Annotated in this window: 26 protein-coding genes; 11 read left to right on the plus strand and 15 right to left on the minus strand. The window is 72.4% G+C overall.

What is annotated here, in order from left to right:
* The first annotated feature begins 190 nt into the window (after positions 1–190).
* Positions 191–829 carry a phosphate signaling complex PhoU family protein gene (locus GA0070617_RS26735; protein ID WP_091444615.1) on the plus strand — a complete coding sequence of 213 codons (639 nt, stop codon included), beginning with the start codon at positions 191–193 and terminating at the stop codon, positions 827–829.
* Here GA0070617_RS26735 and GA0070617_RS26740 read toward each other — a convergent pair.
* Both GA0070617_RS26740 and GA0070617_RS31865 read right to left on the minus strand, forming a co-directional pair.
* Positions 805–1,884, minus strand: a complete 1,080-nt coding sequence (locus tag GA0070617_RS26740; RefSeq protein WP_229688436.1) for a helix-turn-helix domain-containing protein — start codon at positions 1,882–1,884, stop codon at positions 805–807. The two genes, GA0070617_RS26735 and GA0070617_RS26740, sit on opposite strands and share 25 nt — an antisense overlap.
* On the minus strand, positions 1,881–2,219 hold the full coding sequence (locus tag GA0070617_RS31865; protein ID WP_373868370.1) for a DivIVA domain-containing protein: 339 nt from the start codon (positions 2,217–2,219) through the stop codon (positions 1,881–1,883). The genes GA0070617_RS26740 and GA0070617_RS31865 overlap by 4 nt, the downstream gene beginning before the upstream one ends.
* A 221-nt stretch (positions 2,220–2,440) precedes the next feature.
* On the opposite strand from GA0070617_RS31865, the gene GA0070617_RS26750 reads away from it, so the two are divergent.
* Together GA0070617_RS26750 and GA0070617_RS26755 are read left to right on the plus strand one after the other, a co-directional pair.
* Positions 2,441–2,674, plus strand: coding sequence for a winged helix-turn-helix domain-containing protein (locus tag GA0070617_RS26750; RefSeq protein WP_091444620.1), 234 nt, complete (start codon positions 2,441–2,443; stop codon positions 2,672–2,674).
* A 33-nt stretch (positions 2,675–2,707) separates the two neighbouring features.
* On the plus strand, positions 2,708–2,899 hold the full coding sequence (locus GA0070617_RS26755) for a hypothetical protein (RefSeq protein WP_091444623.1): 192 nt from the start codon (positions 2,708–2,710) through the stop codon (positions 2,897–2,899).
* A 325-nt stretch (positions 2,900–3,224) separates the two neighbouring features.
* Here the strand turns inward: GA0070617_RS26755 and GA0070617_RS30845 are convergent, their stop codons facing one another.
* Complete coding sequence (locus GA0070617_RS30845; protein WP_175440664.1) at positions 3,225–3,383, minus strand: hypothetical protein; 159 nt, start codon at positions 3,381–3,383, stop codon at positions 3,225–3,227.
* Positions 3,384–3,485: 102 nt separating this feature from the next.
* On the opposite strand from GA0070617_RS30845, the gene GA0070617_RS26765 reads away from it, so the two are divergent.
* Positions 3,486–3,698 carry a helix-turn-helix transcriptional regulator gene (locus tag GA0070617_RS26765; protein WP_229688438.1) on the plus strand — a complete coding sequence of 71 codons (213 nt, stop codon included), beginning with the start codon at positions 3,486–3,488 and terminating at the stop codon, positions 3,696–3,698.
* Positions 3,699–3,760: 62 nt separating this feature from the next.
* Here GA0070617_RS26765 and GA0070617_RS26770 read toward each other — a convergent pair whose 3' ends face one another.
* Positions 3,761–4,333 (minus strand): PIN domain-containing protein, encoded by a 573-nt coding sequence (locus GA0070617_RS26770; protein ID WP_091444626.1) that lies wholly within the window; start codon positions 4,331–4,333, stop codon positions 3,761–3,763.
* The gene (locus GA0070617_RS26775) at positions 4,330–5,427 is read right to left on the minus strand and encodes a helix-turn-helix domain-containing protein (RefSeq protein WP_091444629.1); all 1,098 of its coding nucleotides are present in this window, start codon (positions 5,425–5,427) and stop codon (positions 4,330–4,332) included. Before GA0070617_RS26775 ends, GA0070617_RS26770 begins: the two co-directional genes overlap by 4 nt.
* Positions 5,428–5,584: 157 nt before the next feature.
* Here GA0070617_RS26775 and GA0070617_RS26780 point away from each other — a divergent pair, with 157 nt between their 5' ends.
* Positions 5,585–6,121 (plus strand): hypothetical protein, encoded by a 537-nt coding sequence (locus GA0070617_RS26780; protein ID WP_091444632.1) that lies wholly within the window; start codon positions 5,585–5,587, stop codon positions 6,119–6,121.
* 28 nt (positions 6,122–6,149) lie between these two features.
* Here GA0070617_RS26780 and GA0070617_RS26785 read toward each other — a convergent pair whose 3' ends face one another.
* Positions 6,150–7,094 carry an NUDIX hydrolase gene (locus GA0070617_RS26785; RefSeq protein WP_091444634.1) on the minus strand — a complete coding sequence of 315 codons (945 nt, stop codon included), beginning with the start codon at positions 7,092–7,094 and terminating at the stop codon, positions 6,150–6,152.
* A 275-nt stretch (positions 7,095–7,369) separates the two neighbouring features.
* On the opposite strand from GA0070617_RS26785, the gene GA0070617_RS26790 reads away from it, so the two are divergent.
* Complete coding sequence (locus GA0070617_RS26790) at positions 7,370–8,338, plus strand: Gfo/Idh/MocA family protein (protein ID WP_091444638.1); 969 nt, start codon at positions 7,370–7,372, stop codon at positions 8,336–8,338.
* A gap of 130 nt (positions 8,339–8,468) precedes the next feature.
* Here the strand turns inward: GA0070617_RS26790 and GA0070617_RS26795 are convergent, their stop codons facing one another.
* From GA0070617_RS26795 to GA0070617_RS26810, 4 genes are all read right to left on the minus strand, one after another.
* Positions 8,469–9,473: an inorganic phosphate transporter gene (locus GA0070617_RS26795; RefSeq protein WP_091444641.1), complete on the minus strand. Its 1,005-nt coding sequence runs from the start codon at positions 9,471–9,473 to the stop codon at positions 8,469–8,471.
* 5 nt (positions 9,474–9,478) lie between these two features.
* Positions 9,479–10,105 (minus strand): DUF47 domain-containing protein, encoded by a 627-nt coding sequence (locus GA0070617_RS26800; protein WP_091444644.1) that lies wholly within the window; start codon positions 10,103–10,105, stop codon positions 9,479–9,481.
* A 144-nt stretch (positions 10,106–10,249) separates the two neighbouring features.
* Positions 10,250–11,209 carry a PPK2 family polyphosphate kinase gene (locus GA0070617_RS26805; RefSeq protein WP_229688439.1) on the minus strand — a complete coding sequence of 320 codons (960 nt, stop codon included), beginning with the start codon at positions 11,207–11,209 and terminating at the stop codon, positions 10,250–10,252.
* A gap of 66 nt (positions 11,210–11,275) precedes the next feature.
* Complete coding sequence (locus tag GA0070617_RS26810) at positions 11,276–11,782, minus strand: DUF402 domain-containing protein (protein WP_091444651.1); 507 nt, start codon at positions 11,780–11,782, stop codon at positions 11,276–11,278.
* Between the two features lie 150 nt (positions 11,783–11,932).
* On the opposite strand from GA0070617_RS26810, the gene GA0070617_RS26815 reads away from it, so the two are divergent.
* On the plus strand, positions 11,933–14,086 hold the full coding sequence (locus GA0070617_RS26815) for an ATP-dependent DNA helicase (RefSeq protein ID WP_091444655.1): 2,154 nt from the start codon (positions 11,933–11,935) through the stop codon (positions 14,084–14,086).
* Positions 14,087–14,123: 37 nt separating this feature from the next.
* Here GA0070617_RS26815 and GA0070617_RS26820 read toward each other — a convergent pair whose 3' ends face one another.
* The gene (locus GA0070617_RS26820) at positions 14,124–15,482 is read right to left on the minus strand and encodes an AI-2E family transporter (protein WP_308472684.1); all 1,359 of its coding nucleotides are present in this window, start codon (positions 15,480–15,482) and stop codon (positions 14,124–14,126) included.
* A 125-nt stretch (positions 15,483–15,607) separates the two neighbouring features.
* Between GA0070617_RS26820 and GA0070617_RS26825 the strand changes: the two genes are divergently transcribed.
* Positions 15,608–15,946 carry a GroES family chaperonin gene (locus tag GA0070617_RS26825; RefSeq protein ID WP_091444662.1) on the plus strand — a complete coding sequence of 113 codons (339 nt, stop codon included), beginning with the start codon at positions 15,608–15,610 and terminating at the stop codon, positions 15,944–15,946.
* Between the two features lie 170 nt (positions 15,947–16,116).
* On the plus strand, positions 16,117–16,284 hold the full coding sequence (locus GA0070617_RS30850; protein ID WP_175440666.1) for a hypothetical protein: 168 nt from the start codon (positions 16,117–16,119) through the stop codon (positions 16,282–16,284).
* Positions 16,285–16,300: 16 nt separating this feature from the next.
* On the opposite strand, the gene GA0070617_RS26835 is transcribed toward GA0070617_RS30850, so the two are convergent.
* Entirely contained in the window at positions 16,301–17,926 is a 1,626-nt protein-coding gene (locus GA0070617_RS26835) for a PrsW family intramembrane metalloprotease (RefSeq protein ID WP_373868371.1), read from the minus strand.
* A 20-nt stretch (positions 17,927–17,946) separates the two neighbouring features.
* Complete coding sequence (locus GA0070617_RS26840; protein ID WP_091447517.1) at positions 17,947–19,149, minus strand: FUSC family protein; 1,203 nt, start codon at positions 19,147–19,149, stop codon at positions 17,947–17,949.
* A 119-nt stretch (positions 19,150–19,268) separates the two neighbouring features.
* Here GA0070617_RS26840 and GA0070617_RS26845 point away from each other — a divergent pair, with 119 nt between their 5' ends.
* Positions 19,269–19,907, plus strand: coding sequence for an HD domain-containing protein (locus GA0070617_RS26845; RefSeq protein WP_091444672.1), 639 nt, complete (start codon positions 19,269–19,271; stop codon positions 19,905–19,907).
* On the opposite strand, the gene GA0070617_RS26850 is transcribed toward GA0070617_RS26845, so the two are convergent.
* Entirely contained in the window at positions 19,891–20,196 is a 306-nt protein-coding gene (locus GA0070617_RS26850; protein WP_091444676.1) for a DUF4031 domain-containing protein, read from the minus strand. The genes GA0070617_RS26845 and GA0070617_RS26850 overlap by 17 nt on opposite strands.
* Before the next feature lie 95 nt (positions 20,197–20,291).
* On the opposite strand from GA0070617_RS26850, the gene GA0070617_RS26855 reads away from it, so the two are divergent.
* The gene (locus GA0070617_RS26855) at positions 20,292–21,692 is read left to right on the plus strand and encodes an FAD-binding oxidoreductase (protein WP_091444680.1); all 1,401 of its coding nucleotides are present in this window, start codon (positions 20,292–20,294) and stop codon (positions 21,690–21,692) included.
* 101 nt (positions 21,693–21,793) lie between these two features.
* Here GA0070617_RS26855 and GA0070617_RS26860 read toward each other — a convergent pair whose 3' ends face one another.
* Positions 21,794–23,620 carry a glycerol-3-phosphate dehydrogenase/oxidase gene (locus tag GA0070617_RS26860; RefSeq protein ID WP_091447521.1) on the minus strand — a complete coding sequence of 609 codons (1,827 nt, stop codon included), beginning with the start codon at positions 23,618–23,620 and terminating at the stop codon, positions 21,794–21,796.
* Positions 23,621–23,790 lie beyond the last annotated feature (170 nt).

Raw genomic sequence — 23,790 nt, forward strand, 5'->3', positions numbered from 1 at the left:
GGTGGCCGGCAACTGAGGACGAAATGTCAGGAACATGAACGTACTGACGCGTGTGCCCGGCCCGGCGCTTCCGGCTCTCCCGCCCGGCGCTCCCGGCTCTCCCGCCCGGCTCTCTCGCCCAGGTCTCCCGGCGCGGCGCGGGCCGCTCGTCGATACGGGACCTCGTGGATCGTTGCCTACCCTTGGGGGCATGAGCCGGTACACGCACCTGGCAGACTTCGACCAGTTGGCAGGAATGTTGGCGGTGGCCGGGCGGGAGCTGTGTCCGGTGATCCGGTCGGCGAGCCGGGCCCTGCTGGAGGCCGACGCCGAGGCCGCACGGGCGGTACGCGCCGAGGTGGCCGCCGCCCGCGGACTGCACGACCGGATCGAGAGCTGGGTGCCGGCGGTGCTGGCCCGCCGCCAACCGGTCGCCTCCGACCTGCGGCTGCTCGTGGCCGGGCTGCGGATGAACGGGGACATGCGCCGGATGGGGGTGCTCGCCGGGCACATCGCCGGGGTGGCCCTCAGCCGGTACCCGGACCCGGTCCTGCCGGCCCAGGTGCGCCCCACCTTCGTGGCGATGGCCGACGCGGCGGCCCGGCTTGCCGACAAGGCCGCCCTGGTGATGGCGACCCGGGACCGGGTGGACGCGATCCAGACCGGCCTGGACGACGACGAGCTGGACGCGCTGCAACGCTCGCTCTTCACCGTGCTCACCGACGACTGGCCGTACGGCATCCCCGCTGCCGTCGACGTGGCGATGCTCGGCCGCTACTACGAACGCTTCGCCGACCACGCCGTCGGGGTGGCCCGCCAGGTCGCCTACCTGATCGACGGCAACCGCTGAGCCAGCCGCAACACCTCCGCCGGCACCGCACCGCCGCGCAGTACGGCGGCGAGCACCGTACCCGCGAACGGCCGGGACCGCAGCTCGTCCGGGGCGGTCCGGTCCAGCTCGACGAGCGTCCGCCCGGCCGCCGGCACGTCACCGACCAGCAGGAACGCCCGCGCCACGTCGACCAGGTACGCGCCCCGGTGTTCGGCCGGCAACCGCCGCCACTCCGCCAGTAGGGCGGCGCGGTCGAGCAGCTCCTCGGCGCGGGACCGGTCACCGCAGTTGGCAGCGGCGAAGGCCCCCTCGACCAGCAGCGTTCCGCGTACCGACAGCTCGGCACCGGACGGTGACCAGAGTTCGGTGCCGGGCAGCGCGTCGGCGGCGGCCACCGTCGCGGCGAGCGCCAACCGGCCCCGGCCGAGGGCCCGCAGCGCCGCGCCGAGCGGGATCGCCGCGACGGCGGCGCGCAGGGGGTCACCGGCGGCCATCGTCATCGCCCGGTCGGCGGCCAACCAGGCCAACTCGGCCGCGCCGAGTTTCACCAGCACCGCCGCCGTCACCCGGTACACCTCCCCCGCCGGCTCGGCCCGGACCGGCCGGACCGTGTCCAGCAACGCCGGCAGCGTCCGCAACAGCTGCGGATAGTGCGCGTGCTGGTAGGCCAGCCAGGCGTGGGCCACCTGCCGGTCCAGCTCGGCGGCGGTCGGTGCCGGCCGAACGGCCGGAGCGCTGTCGTACCGGGCGAGCGCGGCGCGTACCTCCTCCACGCCGTCGGCGGCGGGAGTCACGGTCGGCGGCTCGGGGCGACCGAGCAGCAGCACCGGGTCGACCCGCAGCACCCGGCCCAGATCCTGGATGACCGAGTACCGGTCGAGGGTGCGGATCCCCCGCTCCACCTTGTCCACCCAGCTCTTCGACTTACCGAGCCGGTCGGCGAGCATCTGCTGGGTCAGCCGCCGCCGGATCCGCCACTGCGCCACCCGCCGCCCGATCGGCAACTCCCGCAGCTCACCCTCGATCACGCCGCCACCGCCTCGTCCATCGCCGGCCACCGGTTCGCCGGTCACCGGTAGAGGGCGTACCGGTCGCACCACCGGGTCTGCTCCGACTGCCAGCGCCGCAGCGCCTCCTTGACCTGGTACGCCTCACCGCGCGCCCGCTCGGCCGCCTCCTGCGCGGCGGCCAGCTCGCCCGCGACCCGGTCCACGAAGCGCCGCACCTCCGCCGGGTCCAACCCGCGTCGACCGAACCGGGTACGCCCGAAGCGCCACTGCCGCACCTGCGTCGGCAGCAGCGGTACGCAGTTCCGCGACCGGTACACGGCCCCGGTGGTCCCGGCGGCGCTGTCGGGCCGGCCAGGGGCGACACCCCGTCGATGCCGAGCGGGACGACGGCGGGTCAACCACCCGAGAACCTGTCTCACGTTTCCACCTTCCGAGACGTGTGGTGAAGGGCAGCTCCGGCCACGGAAGCTTCGGTTCTCGTAGCCGGAGCGCCTACTTTGAGTCCTCATTGGTTTGCCGACCGTGAGGACTGGAACCAACCTGCCATGGCTATCTATTGCTAGTCAAGCTCTCTCCATGGATGGTTCACTCTCACTGCCGACCGTGAGAGGAACAACCAGTGCCACCGCAGTACGCCTACCAACGCGTTGCCGACGACCTGACTCGACGGATCGAATCCGGGGAGTTCCCGCCCGGGTCCCGACTGCCCAGCCGGGCTGAGCTGTGCACGGAGTACGAGGTCTCCAGCTTCGTCGCCGACCGGGTCTTCCTCATCCTCAAGATGAACGGGCTCACCGAGTCGCTGCCCGGTGCCGGGGTGTACGTCAAGGAGAGCAGCCAGCCTGCGGGCTGAGCCCGACCCGACACCCCTGAGGAGGCACCGGCCGTGGACCTGGTTGCCCTGTCGGACATCGCGAGGATGCTTGGCGACCTGTCTCGGACCCGAACGACCGAGATCACCAACCGGAAGGGCTTCCCCGACCCGGTGGCGACGGTGGCCAACGGGCGGTTGCGCATCTGGCGGCGAGCCGACGTCGACCGCTGGATCCGGGAGCACCGACCCCACCAGGCGGACTGACCGATGCCCGGTGCCGGGGTCTTGTCAGGAAGTGAGCCCGGCTGGCATCGACGTACCCACCGCCTATCGTCCGACCATGGGCCATCGAAGAAGAAGACTGTACGGCGCACAGGAGCTTCGTGAGCGCCTGGGTGTCTCTCGCACCCGCGTACTCCAACTCGTCGCACGACCCGACTTTCCAGCACCGTACGAACGCTTGACCGGTGGGGCGATCTGGTTGACGGAAGACGTGGAACGCTGGATCGCCGAGCACCAGCCGTGGAAACTCGACGAGAACCCCGACGAAGAACCGTGAGCCCGAAGGACGTAGGCATCACAGGCAGCCTCAGCCGTCATCGTCGGAGGTCGGCCAGAGCTGCCGCTCGATGATCTCCCGAGCCCGCTCGTCCTCGGCTTCCAGCCGCCGCTTCCGGGACTGCTCTTCGCTCGTCCGCCGAGGTGCCTGCCGACCTTCCCGGTCGTCAGTACCACCGTGCTCATCCATGCCGAGCCACCCTTCTCCAACCCACGGCGAAAGTGTGACTACCCTCGGTTAGTCAACTCCACTATGGGGGTTGACTACCGGGCGCCTGAGATGGTCGTCGACGTGCCTCGTCATCCACTGCTGCGCGTGATGGGTGCCGCTGAGATCGCGGAGTACCTCGGCGTGTCCCGGCAGTGGGTGGAGGTGCTCAGCAAGCGCCGGGACTTCCCCGAACCGTCGGCGACGCTGAAGGCCGGTCGCATCTGGCGTACCGAGGACATCGAGCAGTGGGCGGCCGAACACCGCCCCCAACCCGAGCCCGACGAGTCCTCCTAGCCAAACCCGTCATACCGAACCACCAGAAGGGCGCTGTCCGAGTCAGCCGGTCTTCCGGCAAATCAGGTCGGTGGTGGAAGCTCACCAGGTGACGTCAGCCCATTCTCTTCGGCCCACCTGGCGAAACCGCCCGGACCGAATGGCAACCGGTACGAGTTCTCCAAGAGGTCGTCGGCGACCGCTGAGACCAGCGGCACCGTGAGCAGCTTTTGGCGTATCGCGTCACATAACAGTCCCAGCGTGCGGCGGATCTCAACTTTCCGACTCTTGGCAGCGTTCACCGCCACCCGGTCGTCGACAACGGCCACCGCGCCGGACAGCGTCTCGGCCAATGCCAGCACGCCACATTCACCTATGTTCCGCCCGTCGGATCCGACGAGGCGCCGTTCGTAGTAGGTGAATGCGGTCAACTGATCCGTACTGTTGAGCGGGACGACCTCGATCCAGTCGGCGTCCAGGACGCTTGACAAGTACCCGTGTTGCACGACGCCGTTTCGCAACTCGGCTTCGACGACATCGGGAATCACCACCCGTGCGTCTCGAAGCACGACCTTGAGTATGTTGAGCCACTGGCTCTTGGCGAAGTGGCTCAGTGGACCGGTGTCGAGAACATAGACGGGGCGGTCGTCGGTCACGAGGTGACGGCCCAGATCTCGGCGTCGGACAGCGGCGGCCGGTCGGGCAGCGCGTCCTCGTCGAAGGTGCCCAGCAGCAGGCTGAGTGCGCGGTCGACAGTCACGGTCTCACTTCGATACAGCCGCAGGACTGCTTGCTCATAACTCCGGGGCAGCGCCACGGGCTCCAACTCGCGGGCGACGACCAGGTTCTTCTCGACGATGTCGGCCTTCTTCGTGCGAGCCTGCCGGACGTTGTTGGCCTGCGCCCCGTCGACGAGACCGAGTTCCTCCAGCCGTCGGGCGAGGGTCGCCATGTCCACCTGATAGTGGCTCCCAGCGCGGACCGCCGCATCCCGCAACGTCTCGTCGGCGTTGTCGGTCCAATGCGCCCATCGCCCTCGGAGATCACTCTCGGGGAGAAGAAGGGCGCGGGCGAAGCGATCCAGGCGGGCCTCCAGCGCGTCGGCCTCGGCCGTGGCCACCCGCCAGTCCGTGGTGTACGGGTCCGCGATCAGGTAGTGGCCCAGCTCGTGAGCGAGCGCGAGCCGACGTCGACCGACCCGCAGATCGCCGTTGACGACACTCACCCCGCCGGTTCGCAGGAGCACAGTTCCCGCGTCGGCTCCCTCACCCAACGGCACCGCGAAGGGCAGCAACCCCACCTCGGTGACCAGCTGGGACAGCTTCTGCGCGGGCTCATCGGAGCCGAGCTTCAGCAGCGTACGCGCCCGGACGGCCAACTCGTCCGCAGCCGCCATCGAGGTGGGCGTCGGCAGTGCCGCCGGCTGCGCCGCGACGAGTTCGGGCACCTCGCCGGCGACGAACTCGACGTCCCGGGCGAGCCGGTCCAACTCGTCGTCGACAGACTGGGTGGCCAGTCCAGACCTGCCGGCACGGTAGGAGACGATAGCGGGCGGCCCTGGGTCGACGAACCACTCCACGCGACGCCGCAGTTCCCTGGCGATTCCGACCAATTCGACTGCGGACACTCCCCGCATCCCGTTCTCGATCTTCGCAAGCGCGCTCCGGGCCAGGCCAACGGCCGCAGCCAGCTGAGCCTGGGTCAGCCCGGACTCTGCCCGTGCCTCCGCGATCCGCTCCCCCAACCCCATGTGTTCGATTCTAGAACATCACCTCGGCTCTGGGTCAGTCGACTGCTCACGAATCCATTCGGGCCACGCCGAACGTGAAGCCGCATGGGGCGAACCGGAACCGGTCCGCGTACGTAGAGCGAGCGGGAAGTAGACCAGCGGTGAGGGAGAACGGGCTGTGCCTGGGGAGAACGAGTCGTCGAGCGAGGAAGATCGGATCAGGCGTGACCTCGGCAGGTTGCGGGAAGTGCTCGCCGATGACGTCCGGCGGGACTTCGACGGGTTGCCGGCGGACGTCCGCCGGGAGGCGGTGCAGATGCGGCACGTCGTGGCAGCCCTCGACGCACTCGACAAGCACACTCACGATGTGAGCGTGGACCCCCGCGATTTCCGATATTCGCCTCACGATCTACTCCGCGCACGGTTCCAGCGCACCGCCGCGCCGGAACTGTTCCGGCACCAGCACCAGGAGCTGAACCGGTACGTACGGGAGTGCATCGACGCCATGACCGGCGCACAGCCCGAACCCGCCACGCCGCCTCCGACGACGACGGCGGCCACCGCCGAGTACGCCGCACTGAGCGTCGCACCGGCAAGCCGGGACTTTCGGCAGCCGCCGGTCAGCCCACCGCCGGGTTTCGAGGGTGTCCCCCGGCAGCAGCGCTCCGATCAGGGTCGGGACCACCGGTCGGGGGCCCGCCGGAGCGGGCCCTGAGGCCGGTCTCCGAGTGCGGTGGCGGCGCTCAGCCGAGCAGGAAGCGGGGCGTCTCGCCGTCCAGGTCGACCAGGCGGGGCATGACCGGGGTGGCCGGGTCGCGACCGGTCGCGGCACGTACCAGATGGGGTAGGTCTGCCGACGCCGCGACCTCAGCGAGCGTCACCCGGGTCGGGGGGAGCATGGTCAGCTCCCCGGCGTCGGCCCGGCGGACCGCCTCGGCCGGCGGCAACCACAGCGTGTGGTCGGCCTCGCCGGAGACGTCCCGAGTCCGCTGTCCCGGCGGCAACAACGCCACGAAGAAGTACGTGTCGAAGCGGCGCGGCTCGAACTCCGGGGTGACCCACCGGCTCCACGGCAGCAGCAGGTCCGACCGGAGCGTCAGGCCCCGACCGCGCAGGAACTCGGCGAACCCGGTACGACGCTGCTCCAGGGCGACCCGGTCGGCCTCCCAGTCGTCACCACTGACGTCACCGACCACGGCGGCCGGCGCACCACCGACCAGCCCCGCCCCGACAGCCCGCGCACCACCGACCAGCCCGGCACCGTCGACCGGCGTGCCGGTGACAGCGCTGGTCGGGGTCGGGCCGGCGAGCAGGACCCCCGCCTCCTCGAAGACCTCTCGGGCGGCGGCGCAGACCACCGCACGGGCCGCCTGGGCGGGCAGCGCCAGCCGTCGACCCCACTGTTCGGGGGTGGGGCCAGCCCAGCCGGGATGCGTCTGCGCGTCCGACGGGTCGACGCCGCCGCCGGGGAAGGCGTACATCCCGCCGAAGGTCATCGCGGCGACCCGGCGGATCAGGTACACCTCGAAACCGGCGACGGCCTCCCGCAGCAGCAGCACCGTCGCGGCGACCCGGGGTACGGCCGGCACGCCCCCCTCGGCACGGAACCGCCGCGCGTGCTCGATCAGCCTCGCCGGGGCGGCGAAGCTCAACGGCGGGCCGGCGGAGCTGTCACGATCGGAGATCATGACGCGAGCCTAAAGGCCGGCAGTCCCCCACCCACCAAGCGTCCCCCACCCGCCGACGCGGGACCCCAAGTGAATCTTGGACGCTTACCGTTCTATTTGGACGGTAAGTGTCCAAGATCTAGACCCGATCGGGTACGGAGCGAGTGCGGCGGGGGGGTGCGACGAGGCAGCCATGCCGCAAAAGGGGCAAGTCGCTGCTAGGGGGTTCGGTTCTGCGGGCAGATCCTTCTCGGTGCCGCTGGGAGCGCTACCGTGACCTGGGCTAGCGTCGCGGCATGACACGTTGGGGCATTCTCGCCACCGGAAACATCGCCGCCCGCTTCGCCGCCGACCTGAAACTGGTGCCGGGGGCCGAACTGGTCGCGGTCGGCTCGCGCAGCACCGCCAGCGCCGAGACCTTCGCGCGGACGCACGACATCGGGCGGGCGTACGGCTCCTGGGCCGAACTCGCCGCGGACGACGACCTGGACGTGGTGTACGTCGCCACCCCGCACTCCGCCCACCACGAGGCCACCACGATCTGTCTCGACGCGGGCCGGGCGGTGCTGGTGGAGAAGCCGTTCACCCTCGACCTGGCCGACAGCACCGAGCTGGTCGAGACCGCCCGCGCCAAGGGGATCTTCCTCATGGAGGCGATGTGGATGCGCTGCAATCCGGTCGTACGCCGAGTGTGTGAGCTGGTCGCCGACGGCGCGATCGGGGAGCTGACCACCGTGCGGGCCGATTTCGGGGTCGCCGGGCCGTTCCCGCCGGAGAGCCGGATGCGGGCCCGGGCCCTCGGTGGTGGGGCCCTGCTCGACCTGGGGGTGTACCCGGTGAGCCTGGCGCACCTGCTGCTCGGCGTGCCGCAGCACATCCGTTCCTGGGCGAAGATCAGCCCGGAGGGGGTGGACGAGAACACCGGCATCGTCTTCGGCTACGACAACGGCGCGGTCGCCACGCTGGGCTGCGGCATCCTCGGACACACCCCGGCGAACGCGGTGATCGGCGGGACCACCGGCCGGATCGAGCTGGCCGACCCGTTCTTCCGGCCCGGCACGGTGACCGTGCACCGGGCCGGGGCCGAGCCGGAGACCATCGTCGCCGAGCACGTCGGGTCGGGCTACCAGGACGAGGCGGCCGAGGTGCAGCGCTGCCTCGCCGAAGGGCTGACCGAGAGCCCACTGGTCCCGCACTCGACCACGCTGGAGGTGATGGGCCTGCTGGACGCCGTCCGCGCCCAGATCGGCGTCACCTACCGCTGACCACCCCACCCCCAGGCTGACCACCGCCCGGGCAGACCACCGTAAGGAAGGGCCCCTTGTTAACGGGCCGGCGTGAGAGGGGAACCCCTCTCTACCGAAAGCGTTAACAAGGGGCCCTTCCTTGCACCCGTCAGCTGAAGAGGGGGCGGACGGCGAAGTACATCAGGGCGCCGATGCTGCCGGCGGCCGGGAAGGTGAGGATCCAGGCGCCGACGATGTTGCCGGCCACGCCCCACCGGACGGCGGAGAGCCGCTTGGTGGCGCCCACGCCCATGATGGCCGAGGTGATGGTGTGGGTGGTGGAGATCGGTGCGCCGAGCACCAGGGCGTTGAAGTAGAGCACGCCGCTGGCGACGGTCTCGGCGGCGAAGCCCTCCGGCGGACGCAGGTCGATGATCTTGCGGCCGAGGGTCCGGATGATCCGCCACCCACCGGCGTACGTGCCGGCGGCCAGCACCGCCGCCGAGGTCCAGAACGCCCACTCGGGGATGTGGCTCGGGTCGTCCTGGTACCCGCCGACGAAGAGGGCGAGCACCACGATGCCGATGGTCTTGGCGGCGTCCTGCATGCCGTGGCCTACCGACATCGCGGCGGCCGAGGCGGTCTGCGCCCAGCGGAAGCCGCGGTTCAGCTTGGCCGGCTGCCCCTTCCGGAAGATCCACAGGACGGCGATCATCGCGATGTAGCCGAGCACGAAGCCGACCATCGGGGAGAGCACCATCGGGATGATGACGTCCCGGCCGATGCCGTCCCAGAGGACCGTGCCGGAGGCGGCGATGGTGGCCCCGACCAGGCCGCCGATCAGCGCGTGCGAGGAGGACGAGGGCAAGCCGAAGTACCAGGTGATCAGGTTCCAGACGATCGCGCCGATCACCCCGGCGAAGACGATGCCGAGGCTGGCCCGGCCGGTGGGGAGGCTGACCAGCCCGCTACCGACGGTCTTGGCCACCTCCGCGCCGAAGTGCGCGCCGATGAAGTTGCCGACCGCGGCCATGGCCAGTGCGACCCGGGGGGTGAGCGCCCGGGTGGAGATGCTTGTCGCGATCGCGTTGGCGGCGTCGTGGAAGCCGTTGGTGTAGTCGAACACCAGGGCCACCCCGATCACCGCCAGCACGGCGATGAGTTCGGGACTCACGGGGCTCAGGACTCCTTGACCGCGATGGTCTCGACGGTGTTCGCCACGTGCTCGAAGGCGTCGCAGGCGGCCTCCAGCTCGTCGGCGACCTCCTTCATCTTGAGCACCGTCAGCGCGTCGTACTCGCCGGAGAAGAGCCGGACCAACAGCATCCGGTACGCCTGGTCACCCTCGTTCTCCAGCCGGTTGCACTCGATCCAGTAGTCCTCCAGGTCCTTCATCGCCTTCAGCCGCGGCATCGCGTCGGCGGTCAGCTTCGCCTGCTGGTCGAGGACGTTGACCAGCTCGTGCATCTCCCGGGGCAGCGAGGGCAGCTGGGTGAGGCCGTAGAGGTAGAGCAGGTTGCCGACCGCCTCCAGGTGGTCCATCACGTCGTCGAGCAGCGACCCGAGGCGGTAGATGTCCTCCCGGTCGAACGGGGTGACGAACGTCGAGTTGATCTTCTTGTAGAGGTCGTGGGTGATCTGGTCGCTGTCGTGCTCGACCTCGGTGAGCCGCTCGCTCACCGACTGCACCTCCACCCCCGGCAGGGCCAGCTCGTTGAGCAGCTCGGTGCCCTTCACCAGGTTCTGCGCCGCCCTGGTGAAGAGCTCGTAGAAGGCGCCCTCGTTCGGGCGGAAGGAAAACTTCACAGCACGGACCTCGTCGTGTCGGGTGATAGGGGTGGCCGGCGTCCGCAGGGGTGCCTGCAAGTGGAGATGCTAGGAGGCCACCGATCGAGGTCTACGCCGGCCCACCCCTGATCAGATGCCATTCATTGGCCGTTCACCTGCCGTTCATCTAGGCTGCGGAGCCGCCGCCAGCTCCCCCGCCAGCCGCTGGCGTTCCCGGGCCACGTCGAAGTCCGCCGCCGGATACCCCAGGGGCAGCTCCGCGAACGTCTCCCGGAGCAGGTGGGCCACCGCCCAGTCCCGGTACCACTTGCGGTCCGCCGGCACCACGAACCAGGGCGCTGCCTCCGTGCCGCACCGGCGCAACGCCTCGGCGTACGCGGCCTGGTAGTCGTCCCAGCGGGCCCGGGCGTCGACGTCGGCCGGCTGGTACTTCCAGTGCTTGCGCGGGTCGGTCAGCCGCTGCATGAGCCGCTCACCCTGCTCGGCGTGGGAGATGTGCAGCATCACCTTCACGATGCTCACCCCGTCAGCGGCCAGCTCCCGCTCGAAGGCGTTGATCTCGTCGTACCGGGTCCGCCAGGTCGCCTCGTCGACAAGCGACTCCACCCGGGCGATCAGCACGTCCTCGTAGTGTGACCGGTTGAACACCCCGACGTACCCGGGCGGCGGCAGCGCCCGGCGGATGCGCCAGAGGAAGTCGTGCCGCAGCTCCTCGTCGGTGGGTGCCCCGAAGGACCGGATGTGCAGGCCGAGCGGGTTCATCGCGCCGGCGACCCGCTTGATCGTGCCGTCCTTGCCGCCGCAGTCCATCGCCTGCAACACCAGCAGCACCCGCCGGCCCGGACCGGCCTCGGCCGGCAGCCCGGCGGTCCGCGCCTGGGCAGCCGCCGTGGCGAAGAGCATCTCCTGCTGCCGGGCCAGCTCCGCGCCGACCTGCCGGACCTGCCCGCGGGCCCACCCCTTGCGGTCCGCGCCGGTCACCGCCACGCCGGGCAGCCCGGGGGTGGACCGGGCGTCGATCGTGGCGAGGTCCACCGGCGTCGCGGCCGGTGCGACCCGCAGCAGCTCACGCATGCTCGCGCCGACAGGGGGCAGGATCTGCGATCCGACAGGTGCGCTCATCCTGCGATCATGACCCACCGTCGCACCCCCGGCGACCGGTGCGGGCGAAGGCGGGGCCGGCGGGCCTCAGACCACCAGGGCCAACCATTTCCGGTACGCCGTGGCGAACGGCTCGGTGCCGTCGCCGAGCGCGCCGAGCAGCCACCGCGCCGCCGCCTCGGCCTCGGTCACCAGGTCGTCGGGGTAGCCGAAGCGCTCCCGGTGCTCGGCGAACTCGTCCTCGTCGCGCAACTCGACCAGCCCGGTGCTCCGCCGGCGCACCACGTCGAGGTCCAGGTCGACCAGGTGGACGGTGTGGTCGGCCTCCCAGCGGGCCGGGGTGGCGATGTCGCAGTAGACCTCGCTGGTGCGCGGCTGCGGGTTGAACATCCCGGTCCACCAGGCGTGGTGGGGCACCAACAGGACGAACGGGATCTGCTCGACGGAGGGGCGGCCGTGGTAGATCGACTCGGTGCCGGCGGTCACGCCCACCCAGACGCCGAGGTCGTCCTCGGCCAGCCGGCGGGCCGGGTAGTCCCGGTGCATGGTGCCGTCGTACTTGCGGTAGATCACACGGACGACGTCACTCGGCATGAGTCCCCACCCTAGCCGATAACCACCCAGGAGTCGCTTGCCGAAAACAACCGGACAGTGCGGTTCAGGTCACCCGTTGATGCCGTACGGTGACCCGCCCACACCCGGACTGACGCGACCGGTGTCGGTGCCGACCGGTACGGTCGCATCGTGACTCCGCCCCCCGCCGCCACCGGATCCGCCACCGCGAGGGGTCGGGGCTCCCGTCGCCGGGGCAACCGGGTAAGTGGCCCGGACCTGCTCGCCGCCGCCGTCGGCGCGGTGCCCGGCGGGGCCGCCCGCCCGGGTCAGCAGCAGATGGCCGAGGCGATCGCCGCCAGCGTCGACACCGGTGAGCACCTGCTGGTGCAGGCCGGCACCGGCACCGGCAAGTCCCTGGCGTACCTCGCCCCGGCGTTGACCGTGGACGGGCCGGTGGTGGTCTCCACCGCCACCCTGGCCCTGCAGTCCCAGCTCGTCGAGCACGACCTGCCCCGGCTGGCCGACGCGGTCACCCCGTTGCTGGGTCGCCGGCCGACCTTCGCCGTGCTCAAGGGCCGGCACCACTACCTCTGCCTGGCCCGGTTGGACAACTCGACCGAGGACGAGCCCACCGACACCCTCTTCGACGCCCCGGCGGAACGGCCCGGTGGCGGGACGAAGTGGTTGGGTGAGGCGGGTCGCCTCGGCAAGCAGATCCAGCGGCTGCGCGACTGGGCGATGGAGTCCGACACCGGCGACCGCGACGAGCTGGACCCCGGCGTGGACGACCAGGCCTGGCGGCTGGTGTCGATGCCGGCGCGGGAGTGTGTCGGCGCGGCCCGCTGCCCCTTCGGCGACGAGTGTTTCGCCGAGGCGTCCCGGGCCCGGGCCCGGGAGGCCGACATCGTGGTCACCAACCACAGCCTGCTCGCCGTGGACATGCTGGCCGGCCGGCACATCGTGCCGCCGCACAAGCTGCTCATCGTGGACGAGGCGCACGAGCTGGCCGACCGGGTCTCCTCGGCCGCCCAGGCGGAGCTGACCCCGGAGTTGATCGACCGCTCCGGCCGGCGGGCCCGGCCGCTGCTCAAGCCGGAGACCGCCGAGGCGTTGACCGAGGCCGGCGACGCGCTGGCGGTCGGGCTCGGTGAGACCCCGGCCGGGCGGCTGACCGGCGGGCTGCCGGCCGCGCTGCGTGAGGCGTGCACGCTGCTCGACGCGGCCACCCGCAGCGCCCTGGAGGCGCTCGGCGACGTCAAGGCCGACGACCCGGACCCGGTGCGCAAACAGCAGGTCAAGGCGGTGCTCGACGAGCTCTCCGGCACCGCGCAGCGGCTGCTGGAGGAGGCCGAGCACGACGTGGCCTGGGTGGAGAAGCACGACCAGGGCTCGCGGCGGGCGCTGGTGGTCGCCCCGCTCTCCGTCGCCGGCACCCTCGCCACCCACCTGTACGACGAGCGCACCGTGGTCGCCACCTCCGCCACCCTGGCGCTGGGCGGCCGGTTCGACACGGTGGCCCGCGCGTTGGGGCTGGAGACGTCACCCCCGGCGCCCCCCAGCCCGGCCGCCACCGCGTTGGCCCGCACCACCGACGGTCGGCAGTCCCGGGGCGCTCCGGCCGCGCCGGACGGGTGGGGCTCCGCTGCGGCGGTCACCCCGGTGACCGAGGGTCCGGGGTGGCGCTCGCTCGACGTGGGTTCCCCGTTCGACTACGCCCGGCAGGGCATCCTCTACGTCGCCGCGCACCTGCCCCGGCCCAGCGTCTCCGGGCTGCCCGAGGCGGCCGGCGCGGAGCTGCTCACGCTGGTGCGGGCGCTCGGTGGTCGTACCCTCGGGTTGTTCTCGTCGCGACGGGCCGCGCAGCAGGCCGCGGAGCTGCTGCGGGCGCAGACCGACCTGCCGGTGCTGCTGCAGGGCGAGGAGGCGCTGCCGCTGCTGGTCCGCCGGTTCCGGCAGGAACGGGAGAGCTGCCTGTTCGGGGTGATGTCGCTCTGGCAGGGCGTGGACGTGCCCGGCGACTCCTGCCAGCTGGTGGTGATCGACCGGCTGCCCTTCCCCCGCCCCGACGAGCCGCTCGCCGCGGCGCGGGCCGCCGCCGTGGACGCCGGCGGCGGTTCCGGATTCGCGGCGGTGAGCGTGCCGATCGCGGCGGTCCGGTTGGCCCAGGGGGTGGGCCGGCTGATCCGGGCCACCGGCGACCGGGGGGTGGTCGCGGTGCTCGACTCCCGGCTGGAGACGGCCCGGGGCTACGGGCCCTTCCTGCGCCGGTCGCTGCCGCCGTTCTGGTACACCACCCGGCCCGAGGTGGCCCAGGGGGCGCTGGAGCGGCTGGCCAAGAGCTGACCCGCCCCCGCTGTGTCGGGAGCGGGTCAGCGGACGGTCAGGGGGCCTGGGAGGCCACCACCACGGCGTCCGGCGGGGTGTCCGGCACCCGTCGGGCGGCGAGCCGGCGCACGGCGGTGTTGAGCACCGCGATCAACGGCACCGCCACCAGCGCGCCGACGATGCCGGCCAGCACCACCCCGGCGGTCACCGCGATGACCACCGGGAGCGGGTGGATGGAGACCGCCCGGCCCATGATCAGCGGCTGGAGGACGTTGCCCTCCACCTGCTGCACGCCGATCACCGCGGCCAAGATGATCAACGCGGTCACCGGACCGCTGTCGACCAGCGCCACCAGGACGGCGACCGCCCCGGAGAGGGTGGCACCGACGATCGGGATGAACGCGCCCAGGAACACCAGCGCGGTCAGCGGGAAGGCGAACGGGATGTCGAAGGCGACCAGGAAGATGCCGATGCCCACCGCGTCGATGAAGGCCACCAGCACGGTGGCCCGCACGTAGGCCACCAGGGTCTCCCAGGAGGCCCTGCCGGCGTCGTCGACCTTCCACCGGGCGGCGACCGGCAGCAGCCGGACCAGGAACCGCCAGATCTTGTTGCCGTCGCGCAGGAAGAAGAACATCGCGAAGAGCACCAGCAGCGCGCCGGTCAGCATCTCGACCACGGTGGCGGCCGTGGCCAGCGCACCGCTCGTCAACGAGCTGGTGTTCTGGTTGACCCAGCTCTGGGCCTCCTCGATGTACCGGTTGAGTTGCCCGTCGGAGAGGTGCAGCGGCCCGTCCCGCAGCCAGTCCTGGATCTGCCGGACCCCCTGCGACGACTTCTCGCTCAGCTCCGGCACCCCCTTGATGAACTCGTTGACCACCAGGGTCAGCGTGCCGACCACCCCGGCCAGGCCACCGACCAGCACCACCGCCGTGGCCAACGACCGGGGCACCCGGGCCCGCAACAGCCAGCCGACGGCCGGCGCGAGCAGCGCCGAGAGCAGCAACGCGATCGCCAACGGAATGATCACGATCCGGACCTGGCCGACGATCCGGATCAACGCCCAGAGCACGACGCCGATGACGATGAGCCGCCACGACCAGGCGGCGGCGATCCGCAGCCCCTTCGGCACGTCCTCGTCGTCCCGGCTGACGGTGGAGGCCGCCGGCGGCGACGCGCCGACCACCGTCGTGGCGGGCGAGGCCACCGGACCGGGCGAGGTCGGCGAGGCCACCTCCGCCTCGTCGGGAAGATCAGGAGAGGGGGTACGCGCGGCACGGATCGACTCCCGACCCGACTCGTACGCGCGGCGCAGCCGCCCGCGTATCCGCTCGAAGCGGCTCAAGCGCACCTCCTGGGCAGTGGTTCGGGCAGGATGGTTCGGGCAGGTGGTTCGGGCAGCCCCCGACGACAGGCAGACAGGGTACGTCCGCCAGGGCCACCGTAGGGCAGGTGAGCCACACAGTGCCCAACCCGAGGTGAACCGTAACCCCGCAGGCCCGCCGGCCCGGTATCGCGCGGCACGGTACCGTCTGCGACGTGACCTCGGACCCGAACCTCGACACCGGCCTGCCGATCCGACTGCTGCACGACCGGGTGCTGGTCCGGACGGAGGGTGCCGACGGCGAGCGGCGGTCCAGCGCCGGCATCGTCATCCCGGCGACCGCCGCCGTGGGCAAGCGGCTGGCCTGGGCCACCGCGGTCGGCGTCGGGCCGCACGTACGCTCGATCGTCGCCGGCGACCGGGTGCTCTTCGACCCCGACGACCGTTCCGAGGTCGAGTTGCACGGCCGGGCGTACGTCCTGCTGCGCGAACGCGACGTACACGCGGTGGCCGCCGAGCGGGTCGAGGAGAACTCCACCGGCCTGTACCTCTGACCCGCCCGCGCCCGTCCACGGGCGCCCGTTGATCCCCGCGCCCGTCCACGGGCGCCCGATGGTCCCCGCGCCCGTGCCGGGCGTTGTTCGCCACGCGCCCGCGCCCTCGCGCCGTTTGCTTCGTGCTCCGCTGGGAAGCCAGGCTCATCCGCCGGCCCTGGGGAGGGACGATGCCGGTAGTCATCAAGAGAGTGCTGGCCTGGGGAAGTCTCGCGTTCCTGATCTACTTCATGGCCTTCCGCCCGGAGGCGGCGGCGCAGATGTTCAAGTCGATCGGGGTGGCCCTGGTGGCGATGGCCCAGGGCCTCGGCGACTTCCTCACCGGCCTGATGACCTGACGGTCCCGGCCCACCGTCACCGGTACCAGCCGGGGTGCCCACCGTGCCCCGGGTGACCGCCGCCGTAACCCGGGGCACCGCCGTGACCTTGGTGAACGCCGTAACCCGGATGGCCGCCGTAGCCGTGGTGGACCGGGGGCGGGGTCAGCACCACCGGGATCGGCACCACCGGCTCGTCCGGAGCGGCCACCGCCCGCTGTGAGCCGTCCGGGAACCGCAGGTGGTAGCGGTCGCCGTCCCAGAGGCCGACCGGGGCCTGCGGATCCCGACCGACGAAGAACGACCGGTACCGGGCGATCGAGTCGAGCAGTTCCCGCTCCTCCTGGGCGGTGCGTTCCCGGTCGGCCGGTTTGACGTCCAGCCCGCGCCGCATGCCGTCCCGCAGCAGGGCCAGCCGGGTGGCGGCGAACTGGTATCCCCGCATGGCTCGTACCCCGCCGTCACCGGCCACCCGACGGGCCCAGGAACGGGCCGCGTGCCGGCGGCCCAGACTGCCCAGCGCGGCCACCTCGGGCGGGGTGAGCCAGCCGGCCCGCACGTAGTCCGGCAGCGTGCGCTCGGTCAGCCGGCCCTCCCAGGCACGCACCCAGACGGCCACCCCGACCATGGCGAAGAAGATCGGGAACATCACGCCGACGAAGCCGAACAACGCGATCGCCGGCCGCCCGACGGCCGCACCCAACGTGGGCAGCAGGTTCCAGGCGCCGTGCAGCATCATCGCCAGCAGCAGACCGGCGGCCGGGGCCAGGAACCGGACCCGCCGGTCGGCCGTCCGGGCGGCGATGCCCAGCCCGACACCGGTCATCGAGGTGAACAGCGGATGGGCGAAGCCGAAGAGCAGGATCCGGACGATGAAGATGGCGATCACCTGCTGCGCGCCGGTGGCCGGGCCGTACTCGTCGACGCCGGTGGCATAGCCGTACCCGCCGAGGTAGAGGATGTTCTCCACCATCGCGAAGCCGACCGCGGAGAGCCCGCAGTAGACCAGCCCGTCGGTGATCCCGGACCACTCCCGCCGCCGGAAGACCAGCAGCAGGATCGGCCCCAACGCCTTGGTCAGCTCCTCGATGAAGGGTGCCACCAGCACGGCGGTCAGCGCGGCCGGCAGGCCCCAGTCGGCGAACCGGGCGGCGAAGAACTCGTTCACCGTCAGCGAGGCAGCGGTGGAGACGAACGCGCCCCAGGCGAAGCAGAAGATCAGGTACTTGAGCGGTTCCGGCTCGTACCGGTCCAGCCAGAGGAAGCAGGCGACCAGCACCGGCACCGGCAGGATCGCCGCCACCAGACCGATCAGCAGCGCCTCCGCGCCCAGGCTGGCCCCCAGCGTGATCACCATGAACAGCGCGCACGCGGCGATCAGCAACACCACCCCGGCCAGGACCAGGAACCGTCGCCAGCCCAACCGGCGGCGGGGCATCGACCCGGCGTCCCCCGGCGGGGTGCCCGGCGACCAGCCCGACGGCGGCCCACCACCCGGCGGAGCCGACTGCGGGCCGGACCAACCCGGCGGAGCCGACTGCGGGCCGGACAAACCCGGCGGAGCCGACTGGGGGGCGGCGGACCACCCGGGTGGAGTCGACGAAGGCGGGGTGACGGCCATGCGGTCAGGGTAACCATCCCGCGCCGGACCGGCCGGCCGCATTCGGCTCCACCGCATCCGGCTCACCCCAGCGGCGGCGCGGTGGGCGGGGCCGGCGCGGGCCTGCCCTCGGCCGGGCCGCTGGCCGCCTCGGGCTCACCGAAGGCCTCCCGGACCAGCCGGTTGGCCTCCTGCTGCTCCACGCCGGAGGCCACCAGCAGGTCACTGGCGGTGGTCCGGACCTGGGCGATCACCACGCTGCCGGAAAAGCCGACCCCCATCGCGTACGCCCGGCCGGCCTCGCTGACCGCCCGTAGCGAACGCTCCCGGGCCCGCTGCGGCTCCTCTCCGACGGCGAACTCGTGCTTGAGCAGACGTACCGAATCGGCCAGGTGCCCCACCGCGTCCGGCATCGGTTCCGGCACCGCCTCCTCGTCCTCGATAAGCGTCACCGACCGGCGGATCAGGGTGCCGCTGTTGCGCATCGCCCGGTCGATCGGATCCGCCGCCTCGGCGTAGTGGGTCAGCTCGTTGCGCCGGTGCCAGCGGGCCGGCGAGATCGTGATGGTCTCCTTGGCGCCGTCGATCGCGTCGACGAAGTCGGTCAACTCCGCCTTGTTGTCCCGGAGCCGCTCCAGGGCGGCGTGGGCGGCGTCGCTGTTGCGTTCGCGCAGCGCGTCGGCGGTCCGGTCCAACTGGTCGGCGAGCAGGTCGAGCGCCGGCCGGGCGGCCCGGTTGATCACCCGTAGCGGGTTGAGCGGCAACAGCAGGGCGGTCACCAGCAACGCGGTTCCGCCGCCGACCAGGGCGTCGACGAACCGGGGGATCTCCAGGTCCGCCCCGGACGGGCTGAGCGTGACGATCAGTACCGCGGTCGCGGCGGCCTGGATCACCACCGCCACCGAACCGCCGAAGAAGATGGTCACCAGGATGGCCAGGGTGACGATCAGGCCGAGCTGCCAGGCACCGGTACCGAGCAGGTAGATCAACAGGTCACCGACGGCCACTCCGAAGCCCACCCCGAGGATCACCTCGAAGGTACGGCGCAGCCGTTGCCCGACCGAGGCGGCCAGGGTGCCGACCGCCGAGATGGGGGCGAAGACCGGTTCCGCGTTGCCCAGCAGCTCGTGGGCGATCAGCCAGGAGAGCGCGGCGGCCAGCCCGGCCTGGAAGGCGAGGATCGAGGTGGCGCGCAACCGGTGCCACCGGTCGCGCAGGGTGGTGTGCCCCTGGTGCTTCAGGTGGGACATCGCCTTGGCGATCCGGTCCGAGTCGGCGTCCGGCATGCCCTCGGCGGGCACCCGCCACAGCCACGATATTCCTCGGTTACGGGCCACGGCGGGGACTACCCGCGTTGTTGCCGGCGAATCCTCGCCCGCGGTGCCGGTGGGGCAGACTCGCAGTCGTGGGAGACCTGATCCAGCGGTGGCGGGCGGCGGCCCGCGGTGCCGGCGCGCCGGACACCGCCGAGCTGACCGCCGCGGGCGACCGGTTACTGGCCCGCTGGCGGGAACCGCACCGGCACTACCACACCGTCGGGCACCTGAGCGCCGTCCTCGACGTGGTCGACCGGTACGCGGACCACGCCGGGCACCCCGACCTGGTACGGCTGGCCGCCTGGTGCCACGACGCGGTCTACGACCCGCGCGCCCCCGGTGACACCAACGAACGCGACAGCGCCGCGCTGGCCGGCACCCTGCTGACCGAGGTCGGGTTGCCGTCGGCGGCGGTGGCCGAGGTACGCCGGCTGGTGCTGCTCACCGCCGGGCACACGGTCGCCGCCGGCGACCGCGACGGCGCTCTGCTCTGCGACGCCGACCTGGCGATCCTGGCGGCCCCACCACCGGAGTACGACCGGTACGCCGCCCGGATCCGCCGGGAGTACGCCCACGTCCCCGACCCGGCGTTCCGGGCCGGCCGGACCCGGGTGCTGACCGCCCTGCTCGCCCTGCCCACCCGGTACCGGCTGCCGGAGCCGGCCCGGCACTGGGAGCACCGCGCCCGGGCGAACCTGAACCGGGAACTCGTCATCCTACGGGGGTGAGTGTAGGTAGCCGGGTGGGTGCGGAACTCCTGACCAGGTGCTTCGGTCGACGCAGACCCGATTCGCGGAGCAGCCGGACCAGTTCCCGGCTGGGCAGCACCCGGGCGCCCAGCCAGACCGCCATCTCGAACCGTTCGGCCGGGATGTCGTAGTGGTCCCGGTCGAAGGCCCGCCGGGGCGCGCCGAGCATCTCGGCGAAAACGTGCAGCTCGGCCAGGGAGACGTCGCTGATCAGATGCGACCACAGCCGCCCCCGCCAGGGCCAGGCCGGCCGGTCCAGATACACCACGGCGTCGAATCTAGCCGGTGGAGCCGTACCGCTTCGGACCACCGGAGGTGATCAGGGCGTGGGCGAAGCGCCGAGGGGCGGTTAGCCTTCCCGGCATGGCCGGAACCCCCCTGCTGGACGAGCTGCGCGCCGCCCTCGGCACCGACGCGGTGTTGACCGACCCGGACCTGCTGCGGACCCACCAGCGCGACGAGGCGGACCTCTGTCCGGCCGGTACGCCCCTGGTGGTGGTCCGGCCGCGGGACACCGGGGAGGTGGTGGCGGTGCTGCGCGCCGCCGCGCGGCACGGCGTACCGGTGGTGCCGCAGGGGGCCCGGACCGGGCTGGCCGGGGCGGCGAACGCCGTCGACGGCGCGGTGCTGTTGAGCACGGCCGCGATGACCGAGATCCGCGAGATCGACCCGGTGGCCCGGATCGCCGTGGTGCAGCCGGGAGTGGTCAACGCCACGCTGGCCGGCGCGGTGGCCCGGCAGGGCCTCTACTACCCGCCCGACCCCGGATCGTGGGAGTCGTCCACCATCGGCGGCAACGTGGCCACCAACGCCGGTGGGATGTGCTGCGTCAAGTACGGCGTGACCGGCGAGTACGTCCTCGGCCTGGAGGTGGTGCTCGCCTCCGGTGAGGTGCTGCGCACCGGCCGCCGGACCGCCAAGGGCGTCGCCGGGTACGACCTGACCCGGCTCTTCGTCGGCTCGGAGGGCACCCTCGGGGTGATCACCGAGGTGACCGTGGCGCTGCGGCCGGCCCCGCAGGAGTCGCTGACCCTGGTCGCGGTCTTCGACTCCACGGCCGCGGCGGGTACGGCGGTGGCCCGGATCGCCGCCGACGGGCTCACCCCGAGCCTGCTGGAGCTGCTCGACCAGATCCACCTGCGGGCCATCGAGGCGTACCAACCGATGGGGTTGCGTACCGACGCGCAGGCGTTGCTGCTGGCCGCCGTCGACACCGGCTCCCGGGCCGCGGACGACCTGGCCCGGATCGCCGAGGTCTGCACGGCCGCCGGGGCCGCCGAGGTGTACTCGGCCACCGACGCGGTCGAGGCGGCGGCCCTGCTCCAGGCCCGGCGGCTGGCCCACGCGGCGATGGAACGGTACGCCGCGCAGACGTACCCGGAGGGCAACGGCGGCTTGATCATCGACGACGTGGCGGTGCCGCGCGGCGCGCTGGCGGAGCTGCTGGACGGGGTGGCCCGGATCGCCGCCGAGTGCGCCGTGCCGATCGGGGTGGTCGGGCACGCCGGTGACGGCAACATGCACCCGAACATCGTGGTGGACCGGGCCGACCCGGCGAGCGTCGAGCGCAGCCGACGGGCCTTCGACGAGATCATGCGGCTGGGGCTGGCGCTCGGCGGCACCTGCACCGGCGAGCACGGCGTCGGCCTGCTCAAACGGGACTGGCTGGCCCGGGAGATCGGCCCGGTCGGCGTCCGGGTGCACCAGGCGGTGAAGGCCGCGCTCGACCCCACCGGCCTGCTCAACCCCGGCAAGGTCCTCTGACCCGGTCGGCGACCACCCGATCCCGGACAACGGCCACCCGGGCCCGGCCAGCAGCAGAGCCCCGGTCAGCGGCGGGGCCCCGGTCAGCGGCGGGGCCCCGGTCAGCGGGCGGACGGGAGTTCGGCCGGATCGCCGTCGGTACCCCGGTCGGCGGCGAAGCCCCGCACGTCGGGCGCGCCGAGCCGGGCCGCGTCGGCGGTAGCGTCGTCCGGCATGGTCTGCGACTGCCGCTCCGCCGCCACCCGGGCCCGGTAGTGGTCGACCTCGCGGGCCCGGGTCGCGGCGTCCCAGCCCAGCACCGCGCCCATCAGCTCGGCCGTGTGCTCGGCCGACTCCAGGCCGCGGTGGGTGGTCTCGAACGAGATCCGGGTACGCCGGGTCAGCACGTCCTCCAGGTGCAGGGCGCCCTCGGCGCGGGCCGCGTACGTCACCTCGGCGGCGAGGTACTCCGGGGCCCCGGCCAGCGGGGAACCGAGCAGCGGATCGGCGTCGATCAGGGCGAGCAGCTCCAGGGTGAGGGTGCCGTACCGCTCCAGCAGGTGCTCCAGCACCCCGACCGGCATGCCGTGCCGGCGGGCCAGGTCGGCCCGGTCCCGCCACATCGCCGCGTACCCGTCCGCGCCGAGCAACGGCAGGTCGGCGGTGCGCGACCGGCGTACCCCGCCGAGCCGGCGGGCGGCCTGGTCCACCACGTCGGCGGCCATCACCCGGTACGTCGTGTACTTGCCCCCGGCGACCACCAGCAGCCCCAGCATCGGCTCGAAGACGGCGTGCTCCCGGGAGAGCTTGGAGGTGCTGTCCGCCTCGCCGGCCAGCAGCGGGCGCAGCCCGGCGTAGACGCCCTCGATGTCGGCGGTGGTCAGCGGCCGTTCCAGCACCGTGTTGACCTGGTCCAACAGGTACGCGATGTCCCGCGCGGAGGCCGCCGGGTGGGACCGGTCGAGCCGCCAGTCGGTGTCGGTGGTGCCGATGATCCAGTGCCCACCCCACGGGATGACGAAGAGCACCGAGGTGGGGGTGCGCAGGATCAGCCCGGTCTCCCCGGTGATCGCCGAGCGGGGCACCACCAGGTGCACCCCCTTGGAGGCCCGGACCCGGATCCCGGGCCGTACCCCGACGTCGTCGAGCATCCGGGACAGGTCGTCGCTCCACACACCGGTGGCGGCGATGACCGTGCGGGCGCGTACCTCGAACTCGGCGCCCGCGCCGTTGGGTGCCTCCAGGTCCCGGACCCGGACCCCGGTGACCTCCCGGGCCTGCCGGATCAGCCCGACCGCGCGGGCGCTGGTGACCACGGTCGCGCCGAGGCTGGCGGCGGTGCGGGCCAGGGTGACCACCAGCCGGGCGTCGTCGACCTGCCCGTCGTGGTAGCGGATCGCGCCGGCCAGGGCGTCGGCGCGCAGGCTCGGGAAGAGCCGCCGGGCGCCCTCCCGGCTCAGATGGCGGTGCAGCGGCATCCCCCGGTCACCGCCGAGCAGGCCGGCGAAGGCGTCGTACGCCGCGACACCCAACCCGTAGTACGCCCGTCGCCAGGCACGGGCGGGCAGTCCGCGGGCACCCGGCTCGCCGGGCAGCGGCACCAGGATCGGCACCGGCCGGACCAGGTGCGGAGCCAGCCGGGTGGCGAGCAGGCCGCGCTCGGTGAGTGCCTCGTGCACCAGCCCGAACTCCAGCTGCTCCAGGTAGCGCAGGCCACCGTGGATCAGCTTGCTGGACCGGCTGGAGGTGCCGGCGGCATGATCACGGGCCTCGACCAGGGCCACCTTGAGCCCTCGGGAGGCGGCGTCGAGAGCAGCCCCCGCCCCGGTGACACCACCGCCGATGACCAGCACGTCGAACCGCTCGGCGCGGAGGCGACGCAGGTCGGCGGCGCGGCGTTGCGGGGAGAGTCGGCCGGCCAGGGCGCGGGAGAGGTTGGGGTCACGCACCCGTCCACGGTAACCGTCCCGGGCGAGCGGCAGCAGGTGCCGTCCGGCCCGTACTGTCGGAGAATGGAGGCCGGCCACCCACCACCCGCAGGTCCGCCCGCGTCGCCCGGCCCGGTGCCACCCGGCGGTCCACCCACGCCGCCCGCCGGCCCGATGCCGCCCCCCGGGCC

The sequence above is a fragment of the Micromonospora yangpuensis genome (genome assembly GCF_900091615.1).
GTDB lineage: Bacteria > Actinomycetota > Actinomycetes > Mycobacteriales > Micromonosporaceae > Micromonospora > Micromonospora yangpuensis.